Below are 23202 nucleotides of genomic sequence, written 5' to 3' on the forward strand. Positions count from 1 at the left end.
ATACAATTGGTAATTTATATATTTTATTTTACCTTTAAAATCCTGTAAAAAGCAATAAAAACGGTGCTTTTTTATAATTATTTTATTTTTTCTAAAAATTCTGTTGAACGTTTGTATACAAAGTGATATATTTTTTTATAAATCACCTTCAAATGAAAAATAATTTGTAAACGATTTCAATTTTAGTTTTCGCTACTTAGAATTTTTTCTTCGAGGATCAATTACATATTTTAATCAAAAGAAGGTGAAAAAATATCTTTTTAATGAGGGGGAAATAAGGTGAAAAAGAGTTTTTGGTATCGTGGATTATGGTTTGGTTTTGTTTGTTTACTATTTTTTACATTAGTAGCTTGTAACTCTAGTTCTTCAAGTGGTAACAAAAAAGAAGGTGAAACTGGAAATGCCACAGCAACATATCCAGAAAAAGAAATTACAATTATTGTTCCTTGGGCTGCTGGTGGTGGAACAGATGCGATTGCAAGACAAATTGCATCTTTTATGGAGCAGGATTTAGGAAAACCAGTTGTTATTGTAAATAAAGAAGGCGGTGGAGGAGTAGTAGGTTTCAAAGAGATTGCGAACTCCAAAGCAGATGGTTATACAATTGGATTTATTTCTAACTCACTTTTATTACAAAAATATTCTAGCGAGACATTTGTAGATTATAAATCATTCGAACCTATTACACTAGTAAACCAAGATCCAGCAAGTTTAGCGGTTCCAGCTAATTCGCCATATAAAACTGCCGATGAGTTTATTGCGGCTGCAAAGGCAGAGAATGGAAAGTTCAGAATTTCTAATTCTGGACCTGGTGGTATCTGGCATGTTTCTGCATTGAAACTTGGAATCGATAATGGCATTGAATTTACACATGTTCCATATGAAGGTGGTAACCCAGCAGCTGTTGCTGCAGCAGGGGGATTTGTTGAAGGAACAACTGTAAGTGCTGCAGAGGTTTCATCTCTCGTAGATGCTGGAGAATTAAAAATCTTAGGAATTGCCTCTGAGGAAAGACTACCACAATTTCCTGATGTACCAACTTTACAAGAGCAAGGTGTAGATACAGTAATTGGGGTATGGAGAGGATTTGTTGCTCCAAAAGGTACTCCGAAAGAAATAATTGATTCGCTAAATGCATCAATTTCAAAAGCGGTTGAAACAGATGAGTATAAAGAATTCATGAATAATGGTGGTTTTGGAATTAGATATATTCCATCAAGTGATTTTGGACCCTTCATGGATGATGAGGATCAAAATTATAAGACCCTTTTTGAAACCATGGAATAAATAGCAGACCAGAAAGGGGTATATCAATGGTGATTGCAAATTATATTTTCATTGTATTTCTGGCTATATTAAGTGGGGTTATCCTAGTCGTGACAGGGGACTTTCCGACAGGTAGTTATTCGTCAGGGTATGGACCTGGATTTTATCCAAAAATCATCGTTTATATCATTATAGGTCTTACAGTTTTATTAGTAATTCAAACCTTGTTAAAGAAAGATATCCGAAAAGTTGAAATGAGTCTGAAACAATTAAAGATTCCAGCGGCTTTAGTAGGGTTAATTATTGTTTATTCATTAATCTTAGAACACCTTGGATTTGTGTTTACTACTCTAATTATCCTATGTACTGCCATGATTACATTAAAAACGAGTAAAGTGAGAGCGTTACTTGTTTCTAGTATTATAACAACATTAATTTATGTCGGATTTAAAATACTTCTTAGAGTTCCACTACCAGAAGGTATATTTATCTAAGTTCTAGGAGGGAATCACATGTCTCCATTTGATTTATACACAGCAGGTTTATCAAATGTATTTGTTCCTGAGGTTATCATGATGTTGTTAATCGGTACTTTGGCAGGCGTCATTATTGGCGCTCTGCCAGGATTAACAGCAACTATGGGGGTTGCGGTCATGACACCACTCACCTTTGGAATGAGTGCTGAAATGTCTTTTGCTTTATTATTAGGAGTTTTTAGTGGCGGAGTCTATGGTGGTTCAATGACTGCTGTATTAGCAAATATTCCTGGTACACCTTCTTCAATGATGACTGCATTAGACGGTTATCCATTAGGACAGAAAGGTGAAGCGGGCAAAGCGATTGGAATGGCGACGATTGCATCATTTATTGGTGGGTTAATTAGTGCTGTGATTCTCTCGATTTTTGCTCCTTCCATCGCAAGAGTTGCACTTAATTTTAGTGCACAAGAATACTTTGCTGTAGCCTTATTCGGTCTCGGAATTATTGCATTTATTAGTAATGGTTCAATGATAAAAGGCTTATTATCAGGATGCCTTGGTTTACTGATTGCTACTGTAGGAATGGACCCAATGACAGGGTTTGAAAGATTTACTGCAGGCAGTGCGGATTTATTAAGTGGAGTTGAGCTCTTGCCAGTACTGATTGGAATATTTGGTCTTGGTGAGATCTTAATAGTTGCTTTTTCGTCATTAAATGGGGTAAAAACAACAAAACAAATCGGTAAAATTATTCCGTCAAAAGAAGAAATTAAAGAAAATACTCCTACGATATTTAGAGGTTCTATTATTGGAAGTTTTATTGGTGCCATCCCAGCTGCGGGAGGAACGATTGCCGGAATCATTGCTTATGGATTCGAAAAAAGAATTTCACGTAATCCTGAAAAGTTTGGAACAGGCTATCTGAAAGGGGTCTCTGCACCTGAGTCCGCGAATAATGCAACAACTGGTGGTGCGATGATTCCGATGTTAACTCTTGGTATTCCAGGTGATGCAATTACAGCAATTTTAATAGGTGCTCTCGTATTACATGGGTTACAACCTGGCCCCTTACTTTTTCAAAACAACCCAGATATTGTCTCCATGATTTTTATTCTCTTATTACTTTCAAATTTTGCATTCTTGGCTATAGGTTTACTAGGAGCAAGAGTTGTCAGCAAGGTAATGACTACCCCAATGGGAATTTTACTTCCTACTATTTTAATTCTTTGTGCTGTAGGGACTTACTCTATTCGAAACTCATTTTTTGATCTTGGAGTCTTAATCGTGTTTGGTATTGTTGGTTTTCTATTTAATAAGGCTGACATACCGGCAGCTCCCCTAGTCTTGGGATTGATACTCGGTCCTCTCGTGGAACAGAATCTACGTCGCTCGCTTGTCTTATCTGAAGGTGATTTCCTAACTTTCTTTACTCGACCTATAAGTGCAACTTTCTTAGTGTTAACTATTCTTGTTCTTGTTTTTCCTTTATTAACGAAAGGAATTAATAAACTGAAACCGAGTAAGGAAGATGGCCAATCTAAGAAACTTTAAATATAAAAATTCGAAGGGGGTGGGAAGATGGTACATATTTATACAAATATAAAGAGACCTCATCCAGACTTAATCAAAGATTTTGCTACACAATCAACAGCTACTGTTCATGAAGTCATGGGTAAGAGAGGTGCAGTTCATTCATCGATTAAGCCTTTATATTCGGGGATGCGCCTTTGTGGATCGGCCCTTACATTGAGGGGTCACGCAGCAGATAACTTAATGTTATTAAAAGCTCTTGATATGGCTCAAGCGAATGATGTAATCGTTGCAGATCTAGGACAGCTTTCAGAGGCAGGCCCATGGGGTGAGGTAACAACGGTTCAGGCCAAGGTGAAAAATCTTGGAGGGCTTGTCACAAATGGTTCTATACGAGATTCGTTAGCAATTAAAGAACTAAACTTCCCTGTTTTTTGTAAATCAGTCAGCATAAAAGGTACAGCAAAGGACTCCTTAGGCTATATCAACCATACAATTTCAATCGGTGATACGGTGGTGAATCCGGGCGACATTGTACTGGGTGATGAAGACGGTGTCGTAATTATTCCGCTAGAAGAAGCATAAACAGTAATACAGAAAGCTAAAGAACGTGAGGCAAAGGAAGCTGAATACATGAAACGGATCCGTAATGGTGAATCTTTTTTCCATTTCATGGGTTATGATAAGGCTCTTGAACAAAAGGGTTGCATCATCGAGGAACGAAAAATAAAGGAGGAAAAACGATGAGTCAAGTGCTTAAACGACCGTCTAAGGAATTAATTGAAGGTTTTAAGGAAGTGTCCACACCAAATGTTTCGGACGCACTAGATAAACTCGGATTAAAAAGTGGTGTTTGCGGAATTCGTCCTTTATATGATTGCGAAAAAATTGTAGGTCCAGCCATTACGATGAAGGTTATTCCATATGGACCAGATGTACCAAAGGGGCATATGGGAGCTGATGCATTAGATGCTGCTGAACCGGGCGATATCATTGTAATTGATAATGGTGGTCGTACAGATCAAAACTGTTGGGGCGAGATTTTAGCCTTTGCTGCTCAGCAAATTGGTGTGTCTGGAGTCATTATTGATGGTGCAGCTCGAGATATTGATATTATTAGTGAAATTAAGTTTCCTGTCTATGCTAAAGGAACGGTTCCATTCACTGCAAGAGGAAGAAATGTTCAAGGTGGGTTTAACTGTACAATTCAAGTTGCAGGTGCACAGGTTCGACCAGTCGACATTATTATGGCTGATGTAAATGGGGTTGTAGTCATTCCGCTTGAACATGCAGAAGAAGTTCTCCGAATAAGTAAGGAAATTTTTGATCGTGAATTAGAGATTGTGCGCTTGTTGAAGGCGGGTATTCCTTTTTCCGAAGTTGACCGTCAATCAGGCTATGATAAGATGCTCGAAAAAAAATAAGAATGTAAGGAAAAGGAGGCAAAATGATGTTTTTAACTGATGAAGAAAAAGCTATGTTACACGGTGATAAAGGACCTTCCGTCCAAAAGGCAATGGAGATATTAGTAGCTCTTGGTGAAAGTTTCGGTGCAGAGCGCTTAATTGAAGTAAATAGTGTTCATATGGCTGGATCATCTATTGTTGTAGCAGGTGATGCAGGGACTAAATTTGTTGAAAATATTTCGAAGCAAGGTGCAAAATTCGTTACAAAAGTAACAACGAATCCTACCGCAATCGACCCAGATAAATGGAGAGAAATAGGGATAGATGAAGAAGATACAGCTCTACAAAATAGACTTTCAGATTCATATAAAAGCATGGGTGCAAATGCTTGTAATACATGTACACCTTACCTGGTAGGAAATACACCACGATTTGGAGAGCATCTTGCATGGGGGGAATCTTCCGCGGTTGTATATGCAAACTCAGTATTCGGAGCAAGAACAAATCGTGAAGGCGGTCCAAGTGCTCTCGCATCATCACTAACTGGTAGAACACCATTATACGGATTCCATTTAACAGAAAATCGTTATGGGAAGGTATTAGTAAAACTTGAAGCAGAATTAAATGATATGACGGATTATGGAACACTTGGTTATTTCGTCGGAAAGCAGGTAGGTCAAGATACTCCTGTTTTTGAAGGGATGCCAAAGTCTCCAACATTAGACGAACAAAAAGCTCTTAGTGCTGCGTTAGCATCCTCTGGATCAGTAAGTATGTTTCATTCTGTTGGAATTACACCTGAAGCTCCAACCTTAGAAGCGGCATTTGGTGGAAACGAGCCTGAGAAAGTTCTAGTGTTTACGGAAGCAGAGAAACAAAAGGCAGTAGCTGAGCTAGATAAAGAACCTACAGACCACGTAGATTGGATTCAAATCGGTTGTCCGAATGCAAGCGTAGAGGAAATTAAAGCTGTAGCTGAAGCGCTAGAAGGAAAAGTAGTCCATCCAGATGTAACATTATGGGTGACAACATCACAAGCGATGTATGCCATGGCAGCAAGAGTAGGATATGTGCAAGCAATTGAAGAAGCAGGTGGTACAGTAATTAGAGAAACATGCCCATTTTTAGCGAGAACAAGACAATTTGCACCTGAGAAAGGCTATAAAACCCTTACTACTAATTCTGCGAAAATGGCATTCTATGCACCAGGTATGTTTGGGTTACCTGCTCATTTTGGGAATTTAGAGAAGGTCATGAAGGCTGCTATCACAGGAACTTGGGGGTAAGGTAAATGACAAATGAAAAAATCGTTTTAAAAGGACGTAAGATTGTAAAAGGAAATGCAAAAGGAGAAGCAATTGTAGCAAGTGAAGCAATAAGTTTTAACGGTGGTGTTGATAATTTAACAGGTATTGTAACTGAACCTGGTCACCAGCTCGAGGGCAAAAATATTGCAGGAAAGATTTTAGTATTTACAACAGGAAAGGGTTCTACTGGAGGCTCTTATAAAATTTACGATATGGCAGAGCGTGGTACAGCTCCATTAGCTTTTATTCAAGTATCACCAGAATCTGTTACGACAATTGGCGCGATTATTGGAAATATTCCAGTTGTCGCTGGTTGTGACCAAGATCCAACGGTTGTCATTTCAACAGGTGATTATATCGAAGTAGATGCTGATTTAGGAGAAGTGATTGTGACAAAAGGTAAACAAAGCTCTGTTAGTGATGAACAAACTGAAGTGACTCGTTAACAATAACATACGTAAATGTGAATGGAGGATTTGAAAATGTCTATGGCTACTAGAGAATTAGTTCAAGAGTTTATGAAACTATCGACTCCTACTGTTTCTGATGCGCTTGATAAGTTAAAGATACGTGGTGGTTGCGAAGGCATAACACCAATCGTTTTAGGTAAAAAAATGGTAGGTCCAGCTTACACTGTTAAATATGTTCCAATCGGAGAGGATAAGGGAACTGTTGGTAACTTTATAGATGACGTAGAGATGGGAGATGTAATTGTATTAGACAATGAAGGACGTACAGATTGCACGGTTTGGGGCGACATCTTAACATATGTGGCTACAAATAAAGGAATATCTGGAACAGCAATTAATGGTGTTTGTCGCGATGTTGATGGAATTCGTAGCATGGGCTATCCGATGTTTACACGTGGACATTTTATGGTAACAGGTAAGGACCGTGTTATGGTCCATTCCGTAAATGAAACCGTTTCTTTAGCTAATGTCCAAGTACGTCCACGAGATCTTGTAATGGGTGACGAAAGTGGAGTGTTGGTTATCCCGCACAATCGTGCTGAAGAAGTTCTAATTATTGCAAACGAAATTGAAGAAGCAGAACAAGGTATCATTAATGAAATCAAGAATGGCAGTAGCTTAACAGAGGCTCGTGCCAAATATAAATATGATGAATTACAGCGTGCAGCGTCTAAGGAGGTTGTACAGTGAAAACTGAAACAAAGAAATCCCAAACATTAGCATTAGCCCAAAAGGTAGCTAATACCCGTTTTGAAGATTTACCAGCTGAAGTTATACATGAAGCAAAACGAAGAATCGCAGATGTAATTGGGATAGGATTATCTGGTTCAACTAGCATTGCTGGGAAGAAAATTACTGAGTTCTCATTAAATAAAGGTGGTTCTGGTAAAACAACTCTTTGGGGGTCTAACGTTTCAACGACCCCTGAGTTTGCTGCATTGGCAAATGGAACCATGACATTCCATATGGAATTAGATGATGTACATCGTACATCACATACTCACCCTGGTGTAACAGTTATTCCTGCTGCCCTTGCATTATGTGAAGAACATGGGCTTAGCGGTAAAGATCTATTGCTGGCAACAGTACTTGGCTATGATGTTGAGATTCGAGTAGGTCTAGCGGTGAGCCCGTCTATTTATGTTGATCGTACGTATCTAGCTCCTGGAACATTAGGAATCTTTGGAGCAACTGCAGCGACAGCAAAGCTTCTTAATTTTAATGTTGAAAAAACAGCAGGTGCATTAGGAACAGCTTCGTATATTGGACCACTTGCACCATTTGAATCGTTCCGCTTAGGGGCACCTGCAAAGGATACGATTATGGGCTGGGCAAATTATTCGGGAATTTACGCAACCTTATTATCTGATGTAGGCTTTGATGGACCAGAATCAGCCATGGAAGGAGACTTCGGATATTATAAAACTGTGGCAAATAAATTTGATGGTGATCGTATTTATAATGGACTATCAGATGGCTTTGAAATTATGAATACTGGTATTAAGCCTTATGCATGCTGCAGACAACATCATACAGCAATTGATGCAGTGTTAGAGTTAAGAGAAAAGCATAATTTAGTTCCTGAAGACATTGAGAAAATCACACATCGTACATTTGTTGTAGGTGCTCGCGGTACAGAGAAATGTCCAACTTCAATACCTGCAGCAAAATATAGTGCTCCATATACAATTGCCGTTGCTCTTACGTATGGCCGTGCATGGAGAGATGAATATTCTCAAGAACAGATTAAAAATCTTAGACTAATAGAGCTAGCATCAAAGGTTGAAGTTTTAGCAGATCAAGAACTAGATGCTTTATATGATGAAAAATGGCCTAGTATTATTGAGATTACAACAAAGAAAAAAGATGTGCTTGTGGCTAGATACGATTTACCAAAGGGTGAGCCTGAAAATCCTGTTTCAGATGAAGAACTAAAAGAAAAATTCATGTCATTAACAACAGATTTATTTTCAAGTGACCATGCAGAATCCATTTGGGATAAAATTTTCAAAGTAGATCAATTAGAAGATATTTCTGAACTTACAAATTTACTAAAAGCTTAAAATTTAATGGATAAGTAATAAGCTGATTAACAGGTTCTTACTGTTAACGGCTTATTATTTGTTTATATTGTGGGATTTAGGAGGAATAAGGATGTTAACAACTTTAAACAAACAATTAGAAAAATGGTTACCTTTCTTGACCCCAGCAAGCGTGGTAACCGGAGTATTACTAAGTACATTCCTTCTATCTCTCGATGTGATTGTTCCATGGGTTTTCGCCATCATGACCTTTTCTGGAGCAATCAATTCCTCCTTCAAATCTCTGCAACATACTATTTCACATCCATTTCCAATACTTGTTGCTCTTTTTATTTTACATATATTAATGCCTACATGGGCTTGGATAGTAGGTCATATAACATTTCCTGAAGATAGTCTTACGGTAACTGGATTTATTCTCGGGGTTGTAATACCAACTGGGATTACTAGTTTTATCTGGGTTGCCATGCGAAAAGGGAATACAGCTCTTACGCTATCTGTGATTATTATAGACACGATGTTGTCACCATTTATTGTGCCAGCCAGTATGACTATTTTTGTTGGTGCCAATGTTGAAATAGACATTTTAAATATGATGAAAGGTCTATTTTTCATGATCGTCATCCCTTCCATATTAGGAATGGTGGTCAATCATATTATGAAAAGCGAAACTAGGACAACATTTTCAACGTGGCTGTCTCCAGTCTCTAAGCTCGGAATCGTCTTTGTCGTAGTTATCAATAGTGCTGAAATAGCCCCATATTTACGGGAAGTAAATCTAAAACTACTGGCAATTGCAGTTGTTGTATTTTGTATTGCTTTTAGTGGGTACTTATTTGCGTATTTGATAGGGAAACTTTTAAAATTTGAACAACAAAATCTAGTCTGTCTTATCTTCACTGGTGGTATGAGGAATATCGGTGCTGGTGTAGTAATTGCCGTTTCCTTTTTTCCACCACAAACAGCAGTACCTGTTGTCATTGCGATGCTCTTTCAACAAATGCTCGCTTCCTTATATAGTTACTTTATAGTGAAGTTCGAAAAAGGGAATAAAGAGCAAAGTTATGAAAATATAATATAATTTTCAATAATACGAATTCCTTTGTTTAGACTCCTATATTATTAAGTAACATCTAGACCAGAAAACAGGATTTAATAAATTACTGGAATCTATTCCGCCTTAGAAGTCATCCCACCAGACAAGATAAACTTCATCGCATCCTCAGGCTTCACATCAATGATTTCAACCTGGTCTTTAGGGATCAAAACTGTAAAACCTGCAATTTGGAAGGTTTGCTGCACATAGACAGCGACATGATCCTTCAATGGGTCGTAAAAGCTTCCTAAATCTTCAGTTGTAATAAACGCAACAACCTTCATCTCTGTTCCTGGCAGTGTCACAAGTGCCACCTTTGAAAATGACTTTTTTTCACCAACGAAGGAATGAATAGTGTCCTTACTAACAGAGTATAGTGTTTTAACAAGTGGAATTCTTTCTAGAATTCTGTCAAGGACTCGAATAATTGTACCCGTGAAAAACTTCGTACTCAACCATCCCAAAATTGTAATTAGGACAAGAGTAGCAAGTATTCCAATCCCAGGTATATAATCCTCACGTAAATACGGTTTTAAGAACCCTCCAAGCAATCCATCTAAAAACATGAATACCTTAAAAACGACATAGATAACTAGGATAATGGGAACAACCGTTAGTATCCCTTTGACAAAATTTTGTATAATACGCTTCATCAAATCTTCTCCTTTTAAAAATCAAGTACCTTATAGACATATTCTTGAACAGCTTTCTATAGAATTTCAGCTACCTCACAATATGAAGTCGTTTATGTAAAGAGAGTTTACACTAAAAGAGGAAGGAAGTTCAATTAACAAGATGTGCTCTGAAGTTTTACTATGAAGCATGAAAGGGGTATTCAGCAATACGTCGAAAGGTTTATTTTAAATGGAAAGTAAATACAAATAAAAGAACAGCAGATACTTGCTGTCCTAAGAAAATTTCTTTACGTTTTAAAATAAAGTAAAAGAATAAGGAAGATAATGAGGCCAATCATAAAAATAGAACCGAGACTAGCACCGTACACGATATACACTTTCACATGAATAATCACATGAACAATTAGAACAAGAAGTAAGATAAATAGCAAAAAGATGACGGAATTCACATTTTTATTTCGATACAAACGATCAGCACCTTATCGTTACATAATGGGACATCTTATAGTTTATATATTGATCTTTTTCTTAAATTATTCATAGTGTGTAAATCTTATATATTAATATTTTATACTTATAATTATGGTAAAATTGCAAATAGAAAAAAGCCTAGGTAACAAGGAGAATTATACTTAAAATGTCTAAATTAAACATTACAGAGCTAAAAAAATCTCTCAAACAACTAGAACAAAAAGAACTCATTCAACTAGTTGCTGATTTATATAAGCTAAATTCAGATGTAAAGGACTATCTTTCTAGTAAGTTCGGTGGAGAAGAGGTAGCGTTAGAATTGTATAATAAGGCAAAAAAGAAGATACAGGACGAATTTTATCCTGATCGTGGATTACCTAAACTAAGATTATCAGAAGCGAAGCAAGCTATTTCTGATTTTAAAAAATCAACTGGTAATTCCTCCTTAGTTGCTGATTTGATGCTACTTTACGTAGAATTGGGAACAGAATTTTCAAGAGAATTTGGAGTAATGGAGACTCAATTCTACAATAGTATGGTTTTTATGTATGATAAAGTTGCTGAGGAATGTGAGAATAATGAAGAGCTCTATAATTTATTAAAAGAACGTCTTTATTCTTGTGTTTCAATGTCTGAAGAAGGAGATTGGGGCTATAATGAAGCTTTGATTGAAATATACTATAACATTTGCTGGGTACAGGATGAGGAAGAATAATAGAATTATATAGGGGATTTTAATGGGGAAGAAAAAACGAGGACATTATTGTTTTAAATGTGGACGTGACCGCGCCAACGAAAAGTTTAGCGGTAAGGGTCACCGACAGCACATCTGTAAGGATTGTAAGCGAAAAGGAAATCAAAAAGAAGAGGTTCCTACCATAAAACCATCATTCAATTTCAGGAGAATACTAAAGATACGAAGTGTTGTAATGACTGATACTAGGGAGTATATGTTCTTTACAATTCACAATAACATCTACTGCTTGATCGATTTTGATGAAAGCTTCGAAGCGATGAGCTATATATACAAATATCATCAAGACCTGCAGCCATCGTTTAAATTAACAAGTGAGTTGAATAATAATTTTGAGGATATCTATGACGCATTGCTGTTAAAATTTGAAAATAGATATGACTTGTTAGTATATTTAGATGAATACGGTTTATGTAGAGATGAAGACATGATAGAATACGAACCGACTCCAAAACAAATAAAATATCTTAGACTTGTCCCAGAAATTGAAGCCGCATATGAGCAGTGGTGGGATATAGGAGATGTGGATATACTTAATATTATGATCGTAGATGTAGATTAAGTAGACGGCGGTTCAAAGGGTAATTAGTTTTGTTTTTGTGGAGAAAATCAGAAAAAACATTACAAAAGTAGTGCTGAATCGGACAGGTTTTAGCATTCTTTTTTTTGTTATATCAATCTGTATTTGTATTTTACAATTAATTTAACTTCCAAAATATCACTGTAATTAGCGGAGTGACAATACCTGTAGTCACTCTGCTAATTGTTATGTTGTATGGTGTATTAAGAACCCTTTCTAGAGTATATATGAGAAATATATTGGAAGCGTCTTCGCCGAATTCAAAATATGTAAAAGACCGCCAACAACCGGTCTAAATGAATTATTTTTCTTCTGTTTCTGCTTCTCCGATAGATTGACTAAGTTTGTAAATCATATATTGATTTAACGAAACACCTTCTTGTTTAGCCTCCCCAGCTAATCTCCAATGAAGTGTTTTGGGCATTCTTAGAACGATTTTGCCACTAGGCATTTCATTTGGTTCCGGAATTGGGTCTCCATATTCCAATTTTATTTCAATGTAATCTTTTTTCACTTCTTCAAGTTCTGTTAAAAGTTTTTCTACTGTGTCAGCAGTAGTGTGACATCCATCTAATTCGGCAATTTTCCCATAATAATATGGTATATCTTCTTCTTTGACCTTATTTATTACTACTGTATAATCAAGAGACATATAATAATTAATATCTTTAGATTTAACATTGGACATGACTCACACACACTCCTTAAATTTCGTTAATTCTTCTCAAAATATCTTCGGTATAAGAGATTTTTAATGGACTTTCTTCCTTTAATACAACTATATCACCTGCATCATTTCGGAAATGCCTGTGCGAACCTTTTTTTCTCACCAATATGTAACCAAAATGATTAAGAACCTTTGCTGCGTCTGGGTATCGTATTCCTCTAGGTTGAGTTTTCATTTTTTCTATAATTTTTTCAACACTAGCCACTTTTACACCTCTTTATATTATAGTATCACATTTAGTATCATTATAACCTTGTTTGTAACTAGTTTGGAAATAATGTTAAAAAGTTCTTAATTAAGGTGCCTGTCACTTACTAGGTTAATTTTATAGTTAGAAAAATAGCCGAAGTAAGGGATCGATATGTCACTAAAAAAACATTTTAATATTACACGCAGTGATTATGAAGATTTAAAAGGAGTTATTCGAGCCCGTAGAAAGCCAGGAATTGAAGTTGAACCTGCTATTACTTTCTTGAAGAGGATGATGAAGTTGTAATAAAACCAGAAAAGAAACGGCTAATAAAAGAAGAAGAAGTAGTATTACCAAAAAAGTTAGCTGGAAGTGCGGACCGTTTTTCTCTTTAAGGTGTAGAAGAAACCCTCCGTATTGCAAACAGAGAGTATGTTCAGGAGGAAGAATAGTGAGCTAAAAGTTTATTGATTACAACAAAACCTTGCTCGTGAAGTACCTGACCCAATGCAGTAACGGTTTAACACAACTGGGGTCAGGCAGCTTTTATTAAATTCACATTTTTATTTCGATACAAACGATCAGCACCTTATCGTTACATAATGGGACATCTTATTGTTTATATATTTTTCATTGCACTAGATTATTCATGTAATTTCCTAACGCGCGTTACATTAAAAAAGACTTTGCAACAGATGTCCATTGCAAAGTCTTATTTCTTCTATTTTATTGCCTGCTCATGATAGAGCTCAGGGTCTGCTTTTACTTTTGGTCCTTTTTTAGGTTTTGGTCCCATGTTATCAAAGCGGGCTTGTTCGTAGATGGCAGAGCCAACAATTTCAGCAACATCCTGAAGTTTTTCTTTGCTAATTTTATCAAGGGAATCTTCTGGTGTATGATACCAAGGCTCAGAAGGACTGTGGATGAATAATGCTGCTGGAATTCCTGCTTCAGCGAATGGAACATGGTCACTTCTACCGCCAGAGTAATATGGAGTAGGCTCGCCATTTAATCTTGTGCTTGACGCCTGTGCAAGCTCTGTAACGAGATTTGGTTTTCCATCAAGTGTTGCCATTGCTAGATTACCAGCATCGCGGCTTCCAACCATGTCTAAGTTAAAGTTTGCAATAATGCGATTTAGTTCATCTTCTGGAAGATTTGCTACATAATGTGCTGAACCAAGTAGTCCAAGTTCTTCGGCACCAAAAGTGACAAATCTGATTTCTGTGTCGGTAGGTACGTACTTGAATGCACGGGCTAACTCAAGAGTCATTGCTGTTCCAGATGCATCATCATTTGCCCCTGGTGCACCGGCTACAGAATCATGGTGAGATCCGACCACGATGATATCATTTGTATCTTTGTTTTTATTTGTAGGTTTCTTTGTTGCAATGACGTTATGTGAAATACTCTCACCAGCTCTAGCACCTTCAACCTGCAGATTAGCTTGAAGAGCCTGTCCACTTGCTAACGCCTCATACAGCGCATCTCCTTCAGTTTTCGTAAGAGCGACTGCTGGTACATAATCATTATTTGCTTCTCCAAGTGTTCCATTGAGAGCGCCTGAAGTGTTATTGAAGATAATAACTCCCAATGCTCCTTTTTCAGCAGCATTTAATACCTTCTCTGCAAACGAAATATCCCCACGTTTGATTAGCGCGATTTTTCCAGATAAATCAGTATCTTGAAGCTCTTCCTGGGTTCCTAATCCTGCATAAACGAGTTCCCCTGTAACATCCCCGTTCACTGTATATGTGAACGAACTTGGGCTGAGATCACCATTATAGCCATCAACAGTAAGTCCGATGGAACTTGGAGGAGTATAGCCATAGAAGGTGAATGGCTGAATTTCTGTTTCATATCCATAGGATTCAAATTGCTCTTTTATGTATTGAACAGCGTTGTGTTCTGCTTCTGTCCCAGCGACACGCGGTGTTTCAGAAAGATGTGCGATGTTGTTATAAATATTGTCTACATTCAGTTGATTGATTACCTTGTGATCAAAGAATAGTTCATGCTGAGATTGCTTTACTTCTGCTGGTTTTGCGAATACGACAGGTGTTGCAATGGCCCCAAATGCGAGTGTTGTGGTAAGGCCGACTGATAAAACTAGTTTTTTCATGTAATGCCTCCTCTTACTAGATTAATAGTGGATCATACACCATCTTATAGTATTTTTAAAATTCAAATAAGTGTAGGAGTCCTTAGATATCTGTAGGACGAAACGCTTATTTACGGTCAAAAAAGGGGAGGGAGGGACGAAACGACTAGGAGGAAAATACTTCCAGCGGGAAGAAGCCACTAAAAGCGAACTTCACAAAAACAAAAACCACTCAACGCCTAAATAGGCATAGAGTGGTTTTATGAGTACCAGTCCGCTTTAACACACCTACGATCAGGCACCTTTCTATTTTGTTTTATGATTAATCTTCACATCATGTTTTTTCACATATTCATAGATTTCTCGATTTGTCTGATCATCATACTTTTTAACCCATTCCTTATTTGATAAATCAACGATTTCACTTCTAAGAGAATGGTATTCATCTTTTGCTTTTTCTTTTAAATCAAAAGTGAATTTAGATGTGAAATACAGAACGCCCCCAATAAATACGTCTCTAACAATATTTTTATTCGTAAACAATGTATCGACAATTGCGACATTACTAAAAGCAGCTGGAGTGTATAAGAAATACTTGATCAGTGTGTAGAGTGCATATCCAATCAACGCATATAAGAAAAATCTGTGCTGTGTCTTTTTTCTATTATGCTTTTCATTAAATTCCAGTAATCGATCCAGTGAATCTCCATCAGCCTTCGAAATACGTGTTCCTTCCTGATGCCAAGGTGCGGCGAAACTATTATCTGACATCGTACTCCCCCTCACATTACTCATACTCGCTTTGTATATAGTATTTTTTGTGTGGGAGGATTATGACAAGCTTCCTTTGAAAAAGAAGGGAGCGAAGTAAAAAAGAAAAAAAACACGCCATTCCGTATGAGAAGGGCAAGTATTCATCAATTAATAGATTGGAATTCTCATGGTTACGGTTGTACCTTCACCCAAGGCACTAGTGATTTCAAGTCCATATTGGTTTCCAAAGAAATACCGAATTTGGTCATGGACATTTTTTATTCCGATATGTGGTGCAATCATTGTGTCTCTGTTTTCAGCTAGTTGATTTCGTAGTTGTTGAAGCTGAGTTTCATCCATGCCAACTCCGTTATCGCGGACCATTATGAGTAGGTCATTTTCAGAATAAGCGGTTGAGACTTCGAGAATCCCGGGACCACTTTTGCGTTCAATACCATGAACAATACTATTTTCAATTAAGGGTTGAAGGGAGAAGTGCAGCAATCTGACGGACCCACTATGTGGCGCCAGGTTTTCGATGTATTGAATTTTATCTCCAAACCTCATTTGTTGAACCTTCACGTAAAGACGGCTATGATTTAACTCTTCCTCTAAGGTGACAGTTTCCTTACCGGTTTGAATATGACTCCGAAACAAGCGACCGAGTATTCCAATCATTTCACTTATTTCACGTTGTTTATTCAACACAGCCTTCATTTGAATCGTTTCAAGTGCATTAGCCAGAAAATGCGGATTGATTTGACTTTTAAGTGCACGATATTGTGAAATCTTTTGCTGCGCTTTTAGAATCGAGGCTCTTTCAATATAGTCCTGTATATCTTTTACCATCTTACTAATTCCTCGATACAGAACTCCAAACTCATCCTGTCTAGTTGTTTTGAGGTTAACATTGAACATTCCTTTTCCTACTAATTCAACCTGTTTTCGTAAAAAATTGATCGGACGAGTGATACGGGAGGACAAAAGTAACATAAATACAAGTGCTGTTACTAGGGAACAAAACGCAGAACCTAAGGTGATATACCTGAGCATATCCGCATGTTTCGTGATTTCTTTTTCATCTGTATACTGAACGATTTTCCAACCAGAGTAGGAAGAGGTTACATAATTAATAAATGATTTTTTTCCATCAATGGGAGCGTAATAACTGCCTTGTTCATTATGTAATACAGTGGCAAGCGATTGTTTATTAGTTGAATCCAGTTCCGTTTCTGAGCTAACGAGAGGGTTAATAGAATCATAGATAACGTTTCCATTACGATCAATGATAAAAAAGTTCCGGTTATGATTTTCAGAAAGGTTTAAGATTTCACGTAAGGAATCTTGACGGAGGTCAATCAACAATATTCCTAATGGATCTCTTGACCCTTTCTTATTAATGACTCTTGCAATCGAGAGCACAGGTTCACTTGCACTTTCGCGGTGAAACGGTATGTGAGTTCCAAGTAAAACAATTGCTCCCTTTCGTTTTAGTGTTTCTTTATACCATTCTTCATTAGTTACATCACCACTACTAAACTCTTCTCTTTTTATAAGTGTTGAATAAAAGACCTGATTACCAACGTAAATACGGACGCTATCCACATTTTTAATGGTGATTTCAATGGTATTGTTAAAATGCTCAATCGCATTTTCAAATTTAATACTTTCAAAATCAATCTCTTTGGATCCGTTGCTTGACCAATTCGAAAGGGCGTCCTGGAGTTCAACATCCATTAAGGCAGTTAATGTTCCTTGCTCAATACTATGGAGGTACTGGTCAATATTGAATGATAGATTATTAAGAATTAGATTGGAGCTGTTTTTATATTCATTTTTCACGGATTGAACTGAATAATAGTAGATAATAGCAGAGATAATTAAGAGCGGAATGGTGATTGTTATGACCATTAATACAAAAATCTGCTGATTAATCCGCTTTAGGTTTAGAGTTTGAAAGATCCAATCTAATTTACTCATATTTTTACATCCTTATTTTTTTTCGGTATTCGGTTGGTGTCAGTTGGCTGACGCTTTTAAAAATTTTCACAAAATGTTTATAGCTTTTGTATCCACACAATTTGGATACATCTGTCACGGAATACCTAGATTGACTTAAACATTCTTTCGCGAATTGAACTCTAATTTCAGATACAAATGTCATATAATTTTTATTTAATTTGGTTTTAAACAATCTACTTAAATAGGAGGGGTTATAAAAGAAATGTTCGGCAACGGTGTTAAGAGTTAGCTCTTGATCTATATTCTCTCTAATGAAGGTTTCAATCTTGTTGAAAAGTTGGAAGTCGTTCAGGTCAGTAGTATCAACAGGTATAGAACTTTCATTCTTAGTCTGATTTGCATCAAGTTTCCTTTGTTCCAGTTTCTTTATACAGTTGGTGACAGCAGTGAGGCTTTCTTCATATTCTAATGGTTTGACTAAATAATCGTGAACCCCACCATATCGAATTGCCTTCTGTGCGTATGAAAACTCACTGTATCCAGTTAACACAATAAACACGGTATCGGGTAATTCTTCGCGCAGCTTTTCAATCATTTCAAGTCCATCCATTTCAGGCATGCGAATATCTGTAATCACCAAATCAGGACGTTCGCGGAGTGCGACTTCCATTCCCTCTTTGCCGTTTTCTGCTTCTACAATTGCACAAACTCCAAGTGACTCCCAATCGAAGTATTGTTTTAATCCAGCCCGTACTAGAGGTTCGTCCTCTGTAATCATCAATTTGTACATCAAATCCCCCCATAGATTTAATTGTTGATGACTCTGTTCTATCTATGTCATTAGCATTATACTAAAAGTTCAGAAAACTATACAGAAAGATTTTGATAGAACCGTCATTTCCCGTGTAAAAGTAAGAAATAGACCATGAATGTAAAAAGAATGGGATATGTGTTCACCAGGGAGGGCTTCTATACTTGCGGAAAGATGGAACCCTAGTAGAAGAATCAGAGTTATTCAAAAAATAGTAGAGTGTTTACCACATGTCAAAATAGGTGTATGAATGTAAATTCCTTGGGATTGTTAGCGCTTTCGAATGCCTTTATAGTAAAACCTAAGAGTTACCACGCAAGATAACGAAGGATAAAAGGGGGAAATGAAATGGTAGGTATGAAAAAGAGACTCATCATGCTACTGACACTCATTCTAGCAGTATCTATGTTTTTAATTGGGTGTAGTGACAAGTCTTCAGAAACAAATTCGAATGAAGATCCAGGTAAGGATAAGGGAGATAATTCTGCTTCGGTTGAAATTACATGGTGGACATTTCCAAACTTCCAAGCATTAGATGGAGAATTAGGTAAGTATGAAAAGCAGATTATTGAAGCATTTAATGAGAAACATCCAGATATTAAAGTGAATCTTGAGATGCTCAGCTTCGAGGGTGGTACGGAAAAGCTTAACTTGGCAATTGCATCAAACACAGCACCTGATATGATCTACGATGCTCCTGGTAGAATCATAGATTGGGCGAAAAAAGGGTTGCTGGCACCATTAAATGACATGATGCCTGATGACGTAGTTAATGATATTTCACCAGCAATCATGAAGCAGTCGATGGTGGATGATGATGTGTTTATGTATCCATTTAATACAGGACCATTTATGATGGCGGTTAATAAAACGATCTTTGAAGATATTGGAGAACTCGATTTACTTCCGTTAGACCGACCAGACAGAACATGGACAGTTGCAGAATATGAAAAAGCATTACGTGCAGTGAAAGAAAAGGCACCTGAAATCATCCCGTCAGGCTTCTATGCAAAGAGTCTTGCAGGGGATCAGGGTACTAGAGGATATATCACTAACATAGGTGGAAGCAGATTTTTAAATGAAGATAATAGCGAGGTTGCCATTAACTCGGAAAATGGGATAAAAGGACTTGAATGGGTCGTGAAAGCGGCTGAGGAAGGCTTGGTTGCACCAGGTGCTGCCTCACTAGAAGCTGGAGACCATAATGATTTGTTTTTACAAGGGAAAATGGCATTTGCGATCAACTATTCAGCAGTTCTAAAATCATTGTTTGCGCCGGATAAAACAGTTGAATTTGAGGATGTGTTACTACCATATCCAACTCCAGATGGGTCAGATCCAAAGCTTGAACCATTCTTAGGAGGAATGGCCGTATTCAATAATGATGATGAGAAAAAAATTGAAGCTTCAAAAAAACTGATTGATTTCATTGTAAATGATCCTGAATGGGGTAAGAAAAACCTTATTCAAACAGGTGGATTATCTGCACGTAACTCGATTACAGGTGTGTACGAAGGGTCTGAATATGAGTATTCAGAGCTTGCACGTAAATTTATCACAGATCCTCCGACTACTGCTGACGGTTATGCAGAAATTCGTACCCACTGGTTCCCAGCGCTTCAAGAGGCTTTACTAGGAACGAAAACACCTAAAGAGGCATTGGACCAATTTGCAGAAAAGGCGAATGCGTCGATTAAAAAGGCTCAAGAAAGTAAGTAAATAGTAGCTTTTCAGTTGGGAGTAGCGTGCGTATAAACGCTGCTCCTTTTAACTAAAAAAATAGAATAGGAGAATAACATGTCAGCAATCGTCCACAAATTAAAGAAAAACGTATACTACGATTGGCTTATGAGTTATTTGTTTTTATTGCCGGCTCTCACGTTTTTCGTTGTTTTTGTCCTCTATCCGATGATAAAAGGGGGCTATATGAGTCTCTTTGAATACACGTTAACTAGCTTTGAATTTATTGGATTGGAGAACTATATTACACTGCTTCATGATGAAACCTTCCATAAATCGTTGAGAAATACCGTTATTATCGTTGCCGTTGCTGTTCCAATTGTCATTGTTTTCTCACTCTTTGTTGCTCTCGCTGTCTATAAGAGAAGCGAATTTACTCGCTCCTTCTTTAGAGGAGTATTTTATCTGCCTGCTGTAACGTCTGTCGTAAGTGTGACAGTCGTCTGGGGTTGGATTTATCACCCGAACTTTGGTGTCCTTAACTACCTTACGGGTTTGGTGGGGTTTGAACCGATTTCTTGGCTAGGTGATACAAGAACAGCATTAATGGCGATAACGGCTATTCTAATTACAACTTCTGTTGGTCAACCCATTATTCTCTACATTGCATCGTTAGGAAACATTCCAACAACCTATATCGAAGCAGCACAAATAGACCGGGCAACTCCATGGCAAATTTTCCGAAGGATTATTTGGCCGTTACTCATGCCAACCAACCTCTATGTCATCGTGATTACGACGATAAATTCGTTTCAGATCTTTGCGCTCATACAACTACTTACATCTGGTGGTCCAATCTATAGTACCTCGACTGTTATGTATGGTGTCTATGAGCAGGCCTTCCTTCTTGGTAATTTCGGATTGGCTTCGGCTATGGGTGTTGTTCTGGCCGTGATCATTGGGGTTATCTCGGTGATTCAATTTAAATACTTTGGCAGTGATGTAGAGTATTAGAAAGGGGAACTAAAATGAAAACAGTTATAAATGAAGAGAATAGCCTTTCGCGTAAGAAACAGGTTAAAGCACGAAAAAAGCGTCCAATTAAATTAAGTCCTATAAATATAATCACTGTTATTCTTTTAATTATGTCAGCACTATTTTTTATCTTTCCATTTTACTGGATTGTAACAGGCTCCTTCAAACCACAGGTAGTCGCAACAACGATACCTCCAGAATGGTTCCCATTACAACCAGTACTTGATAATTGGGTGACATTGTTTAGTAATCCGGTTTGGAGATGGACATTTAATAGTTTCTTTATCTCCTTTTGTGAAATGGTGGCTGTTTGTCTAGTTAGTGCGACAGCGGGCTTCGTGCTAGCAAAGAAAGTATTCCCAGGTCGTAAGCTTATTTTTACGATTCTTATCGCGGCTATGGCTCTACCGAAACAGGTTATACTTGTTCCTTTGTTCACCATGCTTGCGGATTTAGGCTGGGTGGACACGTATCGCGCATTAATTTTACCGGCAATTGGCTGGCCATTTGGTATTTTCCTTATGAAACAATTTTCTCAAACGATACCAAATGAATTGTTAGAGGCTGCAAAAATGGACGGGGCAGGTCATATTCGTACGTTTGTATCAATTGTTCTACCTATGCTGAAACCAGCTCTTGGTGCGTTAGCTATATTTACGTTTATGACCAGCTGGAACGATTACTTTAGCCAGCTTGTTATTACAAGGTCGACAGATATGATGACCCTGCCGTTAGGTGTAGCAACGATGCAGGGGGAATATCGGACTGATTACGGAGTCTTGATGGCTGGAGCAGCACTTGCGTCTATTCCGATGATTACGATTTTCATCATGTTCCAGAAGTATTTTACACAAGGAATTACACTTGGTGCGGTTAAAGGCTAAAAAACAAATTGTGCGGATAAATAATCTTTGATTAGCGAAATGAGATGACATTATGACCAAATGGGATTTGAACAATTTTAAAGGTATTTTTGTTGCGATGTATTCTGCGTATGATGATAAAGGTGAAGTGTGTACGGAACGAGTAAAGCAGTTGGCTCGCTCTTATGTAGGTACGGGTGTGAAGGGGTTATACGTCTGCGGCAGCTCAGGAGAAGGAATTCTCAAAACAAGGGAAGAGAGAATGAAGGTACTGGAAGCGGTTATGGAGGAGGTAGGAGAAGAGTTAACAATCCTCGTCCATGTGGGTGCGAATTCGACGAAAGAGAGCGTTGAACTTGCCAGACATGCGGAAATGGTTGGGGCTGATGCCGTTTCGTCTGTTCCGGCTATTTACTACAGACTATCTGAGCATGCTGTTGAAAAGCATTGGCAGGAAATGATTGATAGCACATCTCTGCCATTTATTATCTACCATATTCCGCAAACAACAGGGTTCCAATTAACTCAGAAACTATTTAAGAAAATGGCAGCACAGGAAAAAGTGATTGGAATCAAGATGTCAGGAGAAAGTGTGTTTGAGCTTCAACAATTTAAAGCAAATGCAGGAAAAGAGTTTTTAGTTTATAACGGTCCGGATGAGCAATTTCTGGGCGGGAGAATGATGGGAGCAGATGGAGGCATTGGTGGAACGTATGGAGTGATGCCTGAGTTATTTTGCCAATTAGAGCAATTGATTACGGAAGGCAAACTTGCAGTTGCTCAAGAGCTTCAATTTAAAATCAATTCGATCATCACGAAACTGCTCAGTTATCCTTCGTTATACGGAGCTTGCAAGTATATCCTTTCACTTCGAGGGATACAGACCGGTAATCCAAGATTACCGTTGTTACCAGTGCTAGAGGCGGACTATGACAGCTTAACTGAATTGAATAATAAGATTCTTACTGTCATCCAAAAATATAGGGAACGTTAGAGGTAGAGTTCTATTTTAGTAGTGTCCATTCATCATAAAAGGAGATGAAG

25 protein-coding genes are annotated in these 23202 nt (G+C 37.6%); 17 read left to right on the plus strand and 8 right to left on the minus strand.

Features of this window, described 5'->3' with window-relative positions:
* Positions 1-279: 279 nt before the first annotated feature.
* From AB3M96_RS04755 to AB3M96_RS04800, 10 genes are all read left to right on the plus strand, one after another.
* Positions 280-1287, plus strand: a complete 1008-nt coding sequence (locus AB3M96_RS04755; protein ID WP_412966428.1) for a tripartite tricarboxylate transporter substrate binding protein — start codon at positions 280-282, stop codon at positions 1285-1287.
* A gap of 26 nt (positions 1288-1313) precedes the next feature.
* Positions 1314-1760, plus strand: a complete 447-nt coding sequence (locus AB3M96_RS04760) for a tripartite tricarboxylate transporter TctB family protein (RefSeq protein WP_412966429.1) — start codon at positions 1314-1316, stop codon at positions 1758-1760.
* 18 nt (positions 1761-1778) lie between these two features.
* Complete coding sequence (locus AB3M96_RS04765; RefSeq protein ID WP_412966430.1) at positions 1779-3296, plus strand: tripartite tricarboxylate transporter permease; 1518 nt, start codon at positions 1779-1781, stop codon at positions 3294-3296.
* A gap of 27 nt (positions 3297-3323) precedes the next feature.
* Positions 3324-3860, plus strand: a complete 537-nt coding sequence (locus AB3M96_RS04770) for an RraA family protein (protein ID WP_412966431.1) — start codon at positions 3324-3326, stop codon at positions 3858-3860.
* A 158-nt stretch (positions 3861-4018) separates the two neighbouring features.
* Entirely contained in the window at positions 4019-4699 is a 681-nt protein-coding gene (locus AB3M96_RS04775) for an RraA family protein (RefSeq protein WP_412966432.1), read from the plus strand.
* Positions 4700-4725: 26 nt separating this feature from the next.
* Entirely contained in the window at positions 4726-5967 is a 1242-nt protein-coding gene (locus tag AB3M96_RS04780; RefSeq protein ID WP_412966433.1) for an aconitase X, read from the plus strand.
* Positions 5968-5972: 5 nt separating this feature from the next.
* The gene (locus tag AB3M96_RS04785) at positions 5973-6434 is read left to right on the plus strand and encodes an aconitase X swivel domain-containing protein (RefSeq protein ID WP_412966434.1); all 462 of its coding nucleotides are present in this window, start codon (positions 5973-5975) and stop codon (positions 6432-6434) included.
* 36 nt (positions 6435-6470) lie between these two features.
* Positions 6471-7148: an RraA family protein gene (locus AB3M96_RS04790; RefSeq protein ID WP_412966435.1), complete on the plus strand. Its 678-nt coding sequence runs from the start codon at positions 6471-6473 to the stop codon at positions 7146-7148.
* A complete protein-coding gene (locus AB3M96_RS04795) occupies positions 7145-8521 on the plus strand; it encodes an MmgE/PrpD family protein (protein ID WP_412966436.1) in 1377 nt (458 codons plus the stop codon). Before AB3M96_RS04790 ends, AB3M96_RS04795 begins: the two co-directional genes overlap by 4 nt.
* Before the next feature lie 91 nt (positions 8522-8612).
* On the plus strand, positions 8613-9581 hold the full coding sequence (locus AB3M96_RS04800) for a bile acid:sodium symporter family protein (protein ID WP_412966437.1): 969 nt from the start codon (positions 8613-8615) through the stop codon (positions 9579-9581).
* An 89-nt stretch (positions 9582-9670) separates the two neighbouring features.
* On the opposite strand, the gene AB3M96_RS04805 is transcribed toward AB3M96_RS04800, so the two are convergent.
* Both AB3M96_RS04805 and AB3M96_RS04810 read right to left on the minus strand, forming a co-directional pair.
* Positions 9671-10249, minus strand: coding sequence for a DUF502 domain-containing protein (locus tag AB3M96_RS04805; protein WP_412966438.1), 579 nt, complete (start codon positions 10247-10249; stop codon positions 9671-9673).
* A 269-nt stretch (positions 10250-10518) separates the two neighbouring features.
* Positions 10519-10698 (minus strand): hypothetical protein, encoded by a 180-nt coding sequence (locus tag AB3M96_RS04810; protein ID WP_412966439.1) that lies wholly within the window; start codon positions 10696-10698, stop codon positions 10519-10521.
* A gap of 170 nt (positions 10699-10868) precedes the next feature.
* Between AB3M96_RS04810 and AB3M96_RS04815 the strand changes: the two genes are divergently transcribed.
* Together AB3M96_RS04815 and AB3M96_RS04820 are read left to right on the plus strand one after the other, a co-directional pair.
* On the plus strand, positions 10869-11417 hold the full coding sequence (locus AB3M96_RS04815; protein ID WP_412966440.1) for a DUF6155 family protein: 549 nt from the start codon (positions 10869-10871) through the stop codon (positions 11415-11417).
* A gap of 22 nt (positions 11418-11439) precedes the next feature.
* Complete coding sequence (locus AB3M96_RS04820; RefSeq protein WP_412966441.1) at positions 11440-12018, plus strand: hypothetical protein; 579 nt, start codon at positions 11440-11442, stop codon at positions 12016-12018.
* A gap of 319 nt (positions 12019-12337) precedes the next feature.
* Here AB3M96_RS04820 and AB3M96_RS04825 read toward each other — a convergent pair whose 3' ends face one another.
* Both AB3M96_RS04825 and AB3M96_RS04830 read right to left on the minus strand, forming a co-directional pair.
* Complete coding sequence (locus tag AB3M96_RS04825) at positions 12338-12724, minus strand: type II toxin-antitoxin system HicB family antitoxin (RefSeq protein WP_412966442.1); 387 nt, start codon at positions 12722-12724, stop codon at positions 12338-12340.
* 16 nt (positions 12725-12740) lie between these two features.
* Positions 12741-12968 carry a type II toxin-antitoxin system HicA family toxin gene (locus AB3M96_RS04830; protein ID WP_412966443.1) on the minus strand — a complete coding sequence of 76 codons (228 nt, stop codon included), beginning with the start codon at positions 12966-12968 and terminating at the stop codon, positions 12741-12743.
* Between the two features lie 156 nt (positions 12969-13124).
* Here AB3M96_RS04830 and AB3M96_RS04835 point away from each other — a divergent pair, with 156 nt between their 5' ends.
* Entirely contained in the window at positions 13125-13259 is a 135-nt protein-coding gene (locus AB3M96_RS04835) for a hypothetical protein (protein ID WP_412966444.1), read from the plus strand.
* Positions 13260-13674: 415 nt separating this feature from the next.
* On the opposite strand, the gene AB3M96_RS04840 is transcribed toward AB3M96_RS04835, so the two are convergent.
* The 4 genes from AB3M96_RS04840 to AB3M96_RS04855 form a co-directional block, all read right to left on the minus strand.
* Positions 13675-15075, minus strand: a complete 1401-nt coding sequence (locus AB3M96_RS04840) for a M20/M25/M40 family metallo-hydrolase (RefSeq protein WP_412966445.1) — start codon at positions 15073-15075, stop codon at positions 13675-13677.
* A 285-nt stretch (positions 15076-15360) separates the two neighbouring features.
* Complete coding sequence (locus tag AB3M96_RS04845) at positions 15361-15825, minus strand: DUF2663 family protein (protein ID WP_412966446.1); 465 nt, start codon at positions 15823-15825, stop codon at positions 15361-15363.
* A 150-nt stretch (positions 15826-15975) separates the two neighbouring features.
* Positions 15976-17787 (minus strand): cache domain-containing sensor histidine kinase, encoded by a 1812-nt coding sequence (locus AB3M96_RS04850; protein WP_412966447.1) that lies wholly within the window; start codon positions 17785-17787, stop codon positions 15976-15978.
* Positions 17788-17791: 4 nt separating this feature from the next.
* Positions 17792-18559: a response regulator transcription factor gene (locus AB3M96_RS04855; protein WP_412966448.1), complete on the minus strand. Its 768-nt coding sequence runs from the start codon at positions 18557-18559 to the stop codon at positions 17792-17794.
* 369 nt (positions 18560-18928) lie between these two features.
* Between AB3M96_RS04855 and AB3M96_RS04860 the strand changes: the two genes are divergently transcribed.
* The 4 genes from AB3M96_RS04860 to AB3M96_RS04875 all read left to right on the plus strand — a co-directional run bounded on the left by AB3M96_RS04860 (position 18929) and on the right by AB3M96_RS04875 (position 23152).
* On the plus strand, positions 18929-20299 hold the full coding sequence (locus AB3M96_RS04860) for an ABC transporter substrate-binding protein (RefSeq protein WP_412966449.1): 1371 nt from the start codon (positions 18929-18931) through the stop codon (positions 20297-20299).
* Positions 20300-20377: 78 nt separating this feature from the next.
* Positions 20378-21274 (plus strand): carbohydrate ABC transporter permease, encoded by an 897-nt coding sequence (locus AB3M96_RS04865; protein ID WP_412966450.1) that lies wholly within the window; start codon positions 20378-20380, stop codon positions 21272-21274.
* A gap of 14 nt (positions 21275-21288) precedes the next feature.
* Entirely contained in the window at positions 21289-22179 is an 891-nt protein-coding gene (locus tag AB3M96_RS04870) for a carbohydrate ABC transporter permease (protein ID WP_412966451.1), read from the plus strand.
* A gap of 52 nt (positions 22180-22231) precedes the next feature.
* A complete protein-coding gene (locus AB3M96_RS04875; protein WP_412966452.1) occupies positions 22232-23152 on the plus strand; it encodes a dihydrodipicolinate synthase family protein in 921 nt (306 codons plus the stop codon).
* The last annotated feature ends 50 nt before the right edge of the window (positions 23153-23202 follow it).

The sequence above is a fragment of the Ferdinandcohnia jepli genome, from assembly GCF_047246645.1.
In the GTDB taxonomy this organism is placed as follows: domain Bacteria; phylum Bacillota; class Bacilli; order Bacillales; family Bacillaceae_L; genus Ferdinandcohnia.

Bases quoted from the DNA above. Each gene is read 5' to 3' on its own strand.
- AB3M96_RS04760 (WP_412966429.1), top strand. From the start codon at position 1,314: ATGGTGATTGCAAATTATATTTTCATTGTATTTCTGGCTATATTAAGT.
- AB3M96_RS04765 (WP_412966430.1), top strand. From the start codon at position 1,779: ATGTCTCCATTTGATTTATACACAGCAGGTTTATCAAATGTATTTGTT.
- AB3M96_RS04770 (WP_412966431.1), top strand. From the start codon at position 3,324: ATGGTACATATTTATACAAATATAAAGAGACCTCATCCAGACTTAATC.
- AB3M96_RS04775 (WP_412966432.1), top strand. From the start codon at position 4,019: ATGAGTCAAGTGCTTAAACGACCGTCTAAGGAATTAATTGAAGGTTTT.
- AB3M96_RS04780 (WP_412966433.1), top strand. From the start codon at position 4,726: ATGTTTTTAACTGATGAAGAAAAAGCTATGTTACACGGTGATAAAGGA.
- AB3M96_RS04785 (WP_412966434.1), top strand. From the start codon at position 5,973: ATGACAAATGAAAAAATCGTTTTAAAAGGACGTAAGATTGTAAAAGGA.
- AB3M96_RS04790 (WP_412966435.1), top strand. From the start codon at position 6,471: ATGTCTATGGCTACTAGAGAATTAGTTCAAGAGTTTATGAAACTATCG.
- AB3M96_RS04800 (WP_412966437.1), top strand. From the start codon at position 8,613: ATGTTAACAACTTTAAACAAACAATTAGAAAAATGGTTACCTTTCTTG.
- AB3M96_RS04805 (WP_412966438.1), bottom strand. From the start codon at position 10,249: ATGAAGCGTATTATACAAAATTTTGTCAAAGGGATACTAACGGTTGTT.
- AB3M96_RS04815 (WP_412966440.1), top strand. From the start codon at position 10,869: ATGTCTAAATTAAACATTACAGAGCTAAAAAAATCTCTCAAACAACTA.
- AB3M96_RS04820 (WP_412966441.1), top strand. From the start codon at position 11,440: ATGGGGAAGAAAAAACGAGGACATTATTGTTTTAAATGTGGACGTGAC.
- AB3M96_RS04825 (WP_412966442.1), bottom strand. From the start codon at position 12,724: ATGTCCAATGTTAAATCTAAAGATATTAATTATTATATGTCTCTTGAT.
- AB3M96_RS04835 (WP_412966444.1), top strand. From the start codon at position 13,125: ATGTCACTAAAAAAACATTTTAATATTACACGCAGTGATTATGAAGAT.
- AB3M96_RS04840 (WP_412966445.1), bottom strand. From the start codon at position 15,075: ATGAAAAAACTAGTTTTATCAGTCGGCCTTACCACAACACTCGCATTT.
- AB3M96_RS04845 (WP_412966446.1), bottom strand. From the start codon at position 15,825: ATGTCAGATAATAGTTTCGCCGCACCTTGGCATCAGGAAGGAACACGT.
- AB3M96_RS04850 (WP_412966447.1), bottom strand. From the start codon at position 17,787: ATGAGTAAATTAGATTGGATCTTTCAAACTCTAAACCTAAAGCGGATT.
- AB3M96_RS04855 (WP_412966448.1), bottom strand. From the start codon at position 18,559: ATGTACAAATTGATGATTACAGAGGACGAACCTCTAGTACGGGCTGGA.
- AB3M96_RS04860 (WP_412966449.1), top strand. From the start codon at position 18,929: ATGGTAGGTATGAAAAAGAGACTCATCATGCTACTGACACTCATTCTA.
- AB3M96_RS04865 (WP_412966450.1), top strand. From the start codon at position 20,378: ATGTCAGCAATCGTCCACAAATTAAAGAAAAACGTATACTACGATTGG.
- AB3M96_RS04870 (WP_412966451.1), top strand. From the start codon at position 21,289: ATGAAAACAGTTATAAATGAAGAGAATAGCCTTTCGCGTAAGAAACAG.
- AB3M96_RS04875 (WP_412966452.1), top strand. From the start codon at position 22,232: ATGACCAAATGGGATTTGAACAATTTTAAAGGTATTTTTGTTGCGATG.